This window comes from Bacteroides sp. NSJ-48 (assembly GCF_014287405.1).
Taxonomy (GTDB): domain Bacteria; phylum Bacteroidota; class Bacteroidia; order Bacteroidales; family Bacteroidaceae; genus Bacteroides; species Bacteroides stercoris.
In genome coordinates this window covers 42833-48967 of record NZ_JACOOD010000029.1, presented here as the reverse complement: position 1 = coordinate 48967, position 6135 = coordinate 42833, and the positions used below count along the sequence as shown (strand labels likewise).

Annotated in this window: 8 protein-coding genes; all 8 read left to right on the top strand. The window is 39.1% G+C overall.

The genetic code is table 11. From position 1 onward, the window contains the following. A partial coding sequence (locus H8S52_RS13510) for a mannonate dehydratase (RefSeq protein ID WP_186910000.1) occupies positions 1-164 on the top strand: 164 nt, incomplete at its 5' end. A 300-nt stretch (positions 165-464) separates the two neighbouring features. Further along, positions 465-1730 (top strand): site-specific integrase, encoded by a 1266-nt coding sequence (locus H8S52_RS13505; protein ID WP_186909999.1) that lies wholly within the window; start codon positions 465-467, stop codon positions 1728-1730. Position 1731: 1 nt separating this feature from the next. Further along, positions 1732-2454 (top strand): hypothetical protein, encoded by a 723-nt coding sequence (locus H8S52_RS13500; RefSeq protein WP_186909998.1) that lies wholly within the window; start codon positions 1732-1734, stop codon positions 2452-2454. A gap of 139 nt (positions 2455-2593) precedes the next feature. Next, a complete protein-coding gene (locus H8S52_RS13495) occupies positions 2594-2851 on the top strand; it encodes a helix-turn-helix domain-containing protein (protein WP_255470067.1) in 258 nt (85 codons plus the stop codon). Between the two features lie 14 nt (positions 2852-2865). Then, positions 2866-3144: a hypothetical protein gene (locus H8S52_RS13490; RefSeq protein ID WP_186909996.1), complete on the top strand. Its 279-nt coding sequence runs from the start codon at positions 2866-2868 to the stop codon at positions 3142-3144. A 279-nt stretch (positions 3145-3423) separates the two neighbouring features. Further along, positions 3424-4746, top strand: a complete 1323-nt coding sequence (locus tag H8S52_RS13485; RefSeq protein WP_117917943.1) for a DUF3987 domain-containing protein — start codon at positions 3424-3426, stop codon at positions 4744-4746. A gap of 125 nt (positions 4747-4871) precedes the next feature. Next, positions 4872-5753 (top strand): BT4734/BF3469 family protein, encoded by an 882-nt coding sequence (locus H8S52_RS13480; protein ID WP_074713758.1) that lies wholly within the window; start codon positions 4872-4874, stop codon positions 5751-5753. Positions 5754-5755: 2 nt separating this feature from the next. After that, positions 5756-6016, top strand: coding sequence for a hypothetical protein (locus H8S52_RS13475; protein WP_229101078.1), 261 nt, complete (start codon positions 5756-5758; stop codon positions 6014-6016). Positions 6017-6135 lie beyond the last annotated feature (119 nt).

The window sequence follows — 6135 nt, the reverse complement described above, 5'->3', positions numbered from 1 at the left end:
AGCGCCGTAAGGTTTCCATCCCGATGCGTCCCGACCACGGTCACCAGATGGTGGATGACTTGAAGAAGAAAACCAACCCGGGGTACTCCTGCATCGGCCGTCTGAGAGGATTGGCAGAGTTGAGAGGACTGGAAATGGGAATTGCTAAATCACTATATGATTAGGAAAGGCTCAATACATAATGTAGCTTCTTAAAATAAAATAAGCCGTTGTGAAAAACAACGGCTTATTTTTTTACTTGTGTCGGAATGAGGCGACTTGCAACCTGATTTTCTTCTTTTTCTTCTATTTTGCTGATGTTTGTGTAAATTGTATGTTTATCAGTGTGTTATAAAAACGGTATCAACAAAGAGAAACAAAGATAAAACAAATAAAATAAAGATTTTGCGGAACAAAAACGGAACAAATGTAGGAATTGTTCCGCTAATCATGTATCTTTGCTTTTGGATTTAAAAGTGAAGAACATGGCAAATATAAAATTTCTCATCCGTGATATGGATGCTGACAATGAGCAAACCATATACATAACTTCCCGCTTTGGTAGAAATGAAAAGCTCATGTATGCCACACCATTGAAAATTGAACCTTTGTTTTGGGATGAAAAGAAAGAGTGTGTTAAAAAATCAAAGTATTGTGTTAATAAGGACGAGATTAATGTAGCCCTTAAAAGTATTGAAGGGAAAATAAACTCTTTCATTGCGGAAGCAACAACAAAAGGTGAACCAATTACTAAAGACAGCATTAGAAATTTTCTTGATATTCACTTCGGAAAGAAAGTAGCGGCTGCACATGATTTTCATTCGTTCTTTGAGGAGTTTATCCGGTTATGTGATACAAGAGTAAGCCCACGTAGAGGCGGTCAGACTATCGACTATAAAACAAAACGTGAGTACGCCCGTACCTATTACTACATTCAAGAATACGAGAAGAAAAGGAAAATACGGTTGGAGTTCCGAAGTATAAATCAATCTTTCTTCAATGATTTTGTTGCTTTCTTGCAAGAACTAGGATTGAGTACTAATACTATTTGGCACAAAACAGTAAGCCTTAAGGCTGTAATGAAAGCAGCTAATGAGCAGGAACTAACAGATAACACTAAATATCAACTATTCAAAAATGTATCAGAGGAGAGCCAGGCTATCGCATTGAGTGAGGATGAACTCGATACGCTTGCATCTTTTGATTTTTCGCATTCTCTCCGATTGGAACGAACACGGGATTTGTTTCTCGTTGGTTGTTGGACTGGATTACGGTTCTCTGATTTTACACGTATTAGAGAAGAAAATATAAAAGACGGGATGATAACCATTCAGCAACAGAAAACGAATGAGTTTGTAACCATTCCTTTGCATCCGGTATTCTTACGTATTTGGGAGAAGTATAACGGCAATCTTCCAGGTAATATAAGCAATCAGAAATTCAACGATAATTTGAAAGATGTATGTCGGGAAGCTGGGCTAACGGAGCATGTGATGAAATCAATAACCAAAGGTGGCAAAAAGCAAACTACTATTTATGAAAAGTGGCAACTTGTTTCATCTCATACAGCCCGGAGAAGTTTTGCTACCAACTTGTATAAGTCAGGTTTCCCAAGTATAAGCATTATGCAGATAACTGGACATAAAACAGAAAGTAGTTTCTTGAAATATATTAAGGTGACGAAAGAGGAACACGCTAAGATGCTGATGATGCACTGGCAGAAGAATGGTAATTTATTAAAAATCGTATGATATGGAGAATATAAGAAGATACATTGAAACTGTTTATGGAGAATTTAAATCATTTGAACAACTAGCAGCAATTAGAGAAGAATGCATTTGCTTAATTGCCAATAAGCTATTGACTATGGATAGTACAAACAAGGAATTATATGCAAAGATGATTTCAAAATATCTTGATTCGATGCATAATTATTGTTCTATAAATGAAACGTATGTGACCAGCAATGATAGATTTGTCAGATTAAAAAATAGGCTTAATGAAATAAACGATTTTGATGAAAGCAATACAATATCGGATGAAGAAGATATTGTGCTTCATTTAGATAATGAGATTGATGTAATGGTGGAGTTTATTCTTGAGATAGAGGATTTGTTTAACTCTTGCGATTTATCTTTGAATGACCATTTTACGGCTTTACAAGTTCCATCCGATATGATACAGCGAAAAGCAAAAGACGTACAATCTCAAAAAGTATTAAGAAAAAAACTACCATCCGCAAAGGCAACTGAACAAGTAGACGTAATAACAACTCTATTAAATAACTGCAATATAAAGTATTCGAACGATAAAGATTTGTCTGAATTTATTTCGTGGTTGTGTGGTGGCAGTGCTGAATCAATACGGCAAAATGGTATAATAAAGAATACCGGATATAATAATGAAGAAGTCTTAAAAGAAAAGTTTGCATCCATCGGCATAACCTACGACAAAGGGAAAATAAATAATGAGTAAATAAAGCAAAGTTGTAATATTACACGGCATATTACACGAAAATAATCACTATATTTTTGCATCCATAAGAAATAAAAACAAGAAACTTATGGATGCAAATTTTTTATCCCCTAATTCAATGTTAATTCAAGGCGCAACAATGAGTGACCTTGAAAACATGATGAGCCGCATTCTTGATAAGAAGCTGGCTAATATAATAGAATCTACTCCCAAAGTAGAGGACTTTCCGAAAGACACACTGTATAAACGTAAAGATGCAGCCATACGGTTGCAAATTTCCTTACCTACCTTAGACGCATGGACGAGAGCCGGCATTATTAATGGCCGCCGGATAGGTACACGCATTTACTACACAGAGAAGGATATTAACGATGCTCTGAAAAAGGTGTGTAAATAATGGAGGGCGTGACTATGAAAGAAAAGAAAAAGGTAGCCTCATCGACTACCAATCTCCCCAACTACGAGGGTAAAGATACTAATTCTTCCCGAAATATCAGGGCTGTCAGAAAACTATTTTTATCAGGTGGGAAGTTTACAGCCAGGCGGATTAATGAACTGGTAGGCTTTAATGATGCCCGTAAGGCTATTTCTGAATTACGCCATAAGGAAGGCATGAACATCCAGGATATTCGGTTGTCAAACGGTTGCAAATTATACTGGCTGGCAGAGAAAGGGGGACACAATGAATGAAGAAAGTAAAATCTCCCAAATAAAACTGTTATCAGAGTGTTTTGCGGAATCCCCTAAAACCATGTATCAGGCCGAGCGGGAAACAGGTGTAAGGATTGCCAATATTTGTCGTTTTATAGACAAGATGAAGAAAAGCGGCAATATCCGTAAGGTATCATCCGGTAAATGTCCCATATCACACAGGAAAGCCGGATTTTATACGAGTAACCGGGAATACTTCAAAGACGATAAACAGCCTTCACTTTTTTGTGATTTCTGGAACGGTATAAAATTAAAGCCATGAACATAAGTGTAAATAACAAAACTTTGTCCGATGTGCTTGTATTACCTATTGACGGGCTTTCAGCAAATGCACAAGAGATAATTAGGGAAGTGTCGGAAGTGTATCAGTGCAGCCGTGATATAGTACTGGCTGCAATGTTTAGTGCGGTCGGTGTAGCAGTCGGCAAAAAAATAAGGATTTCCGATAACAAGTATTTTAACTATCCGTGTCTTTGGGCGTGTGCAGTCGCCCCGTCCGGTTCTAACAAGTCCACCCCTGTACGCTTCATTCTGCAACCTTTAAAGGATAGGGACGCAAACGAATACAAGGCATACAGGGAAGAGCTGAAGGTTTTCAAGGATTCAAAGGATGAGCATAAGGAAAGACCGATATTCAGGCAGTTGCTTTTAAGCGATTCCACACCCGAAGCGAGGAACCAGGTATTATCTACCAGCCATAACGGAATATTGCTTTACAGGGACGAAATAAAGGGCTTTCTTGACGATATAGGACGATATAACAAGAGTGGCGAGGTAAGCCAGTTATTATCGGTCTTTGATTCTGATAACATTGTAATAAACCGAAAGTCAGATGATACGCTATTAGTCGAAGAGCCATTTATGGGTGTTTTAGGAACAATCCAGCCTGACGTACTTGCGGACACATTCGGCAACGACCTGCTTATGAACAACGGCTTTAATCAAAGGTGGCTATTCGTTTACCCGGATGAAAATCCGTCTGCAATGTATTCGGAGAAGTCTATCAGCAAAGAGGTACGGGAAGCATGGAGCAGTTACATTAATGCTTTATTGGATGCAGATTTCAAGGCTGGTGGATGCGATACGGTCTATATCATTGATGAGGCAAAACGTCTCTATATCGAATACTATAACGAATTACAGGTAAAGAAGCAAAGTACGGATGATAGCTACATGTGTGCCGTATATTCAAAACTGCAAATCATAGTGGAACGCTGGGCTTTGATAACACACCTGTTAGGAGATAATACGGGTATGAGCCGTATTTTGCCGAAAGAAATGGAGTATTCAATCAGATGTATGGGTTACTTCGAGAGATGTGCAGAAAAGGTGTATATGAAGCTGACGGAAAACAGAAAACAGCCGGAAGCGAAAACAATGGGTAAAGAGGAAATGATAGCCAATGTTTACCATTTGACTAACCCGGTCAGTCAAAGCGCTGTTGCTGATGCGATTGGGGTTTCAAAGCAATACATATCAAAATGCCTAAAGAAATATCCTAAGTTGACAGGTTGTCGGTTGACAGATACTGAAAGTGTTGATATACAACAAGATATAAACAAAACTGCGTCAACCTTGTAACTTGTGGTTTTTCAAAAGCTTAAACATAGAGATAGACTGATAAAATTGCATAAATACCTATAAATTAAAAGTTTAACAGTAACAATCCGACAACCGGTCAACCGTCTACTAATTTTTATAAGATTATGAAGAAAGATATTTTTGATGTAGAGATTTCCGTTTATAACGGTGTGAAAGATGTGTATGGCACAACGTGCAAACTCCGTGATTTCCTTTTTAGCAAGAAGCACGTTTCGGAGATTGAACGCCTGCGGTCTTTGCCGACAAAGGAAGAAAAGAACGAGGTAAAGAAGCGTTTGCCTATGGCTTGCATAAGTGGGTTATTCCAGCCGACACGGAAAGCGGAAAAACTTGTAAGACATTCCGGGCTTATCTGCGTGGATATTGACCGAAAGGATAATTTACATATAGATAACTGGGACGAAATAAAGCAGGAGCTTTGCAAGTTGAAAGAAATAGCCTATATCAGTCTTTCGGTAAGCGGCAACGGCTATTTTGTCATTATTCCGTTGAAATACCCCCACGCACATAAAGGGCAATTCGAGAAGCTGAAACAGGACTTTGCACGGATAGGTATCATTATAGACCCTGCTTGCGGTGATGTAACCCGAATGCGCTGTTTGTCCTATGATGCGGAACCTTATATCAATGTTGAGGCAATCCCCTACGATGGATATTACAAAGAGCCACGTCCGACAAACAGTTATCAATATTCAGGCGGTGATAACGTATTGGATAAGGTGGCAAAGTGCTGTGAGAAGATAGGAGCCAACGGAATAGACATCACAGGCGATTACAAGGACTGGTTTACGGTCGGTTGTGCGTTGGCTTCATTGGGTGAAAGCGGCCGTTCCTTCTTCCATATATGCAGCAGACAGAACACAAAGTATAAATACGCTGAAACCGACAAGAAGTTTTCCAACCTATTGCGTACTGGTAAGCGTATCGGAATCGGCTCTTTCTTCGAGATATGCAAGGATTACGGGATAACCTACAAAGATGCTTAGGAATGGAAGTAGAAATCATACACGGTCAAATTGTTGCCAAAGCCAACCACTACCAAGCCGTACCGGGTAAATTCGGAAAAAAACGAATAATCAAAGACGAAGTAATCCGGGCTTATGAGCACTCTTTTATGGAACAGTGCAAGGTGTACCGGAACAGACGCATTGCAACCCGTTTCCGGTTGTTTGTCCGGGTATTCCACAGTTCGGCAAAGTTCGACCTTGACAACTCGCTAAAACGCTCCTCGATTGCTTGCAAATGGTAGGCGCAATCACTGATGATAAACTATGCTTCCAGATAGAGGCAGAGAAGAAATTAGACAAATACCGCCCACGCATCGAATTTGCAATACTGGAAGTAAACGAGCAAAAACAACTGTTTAAT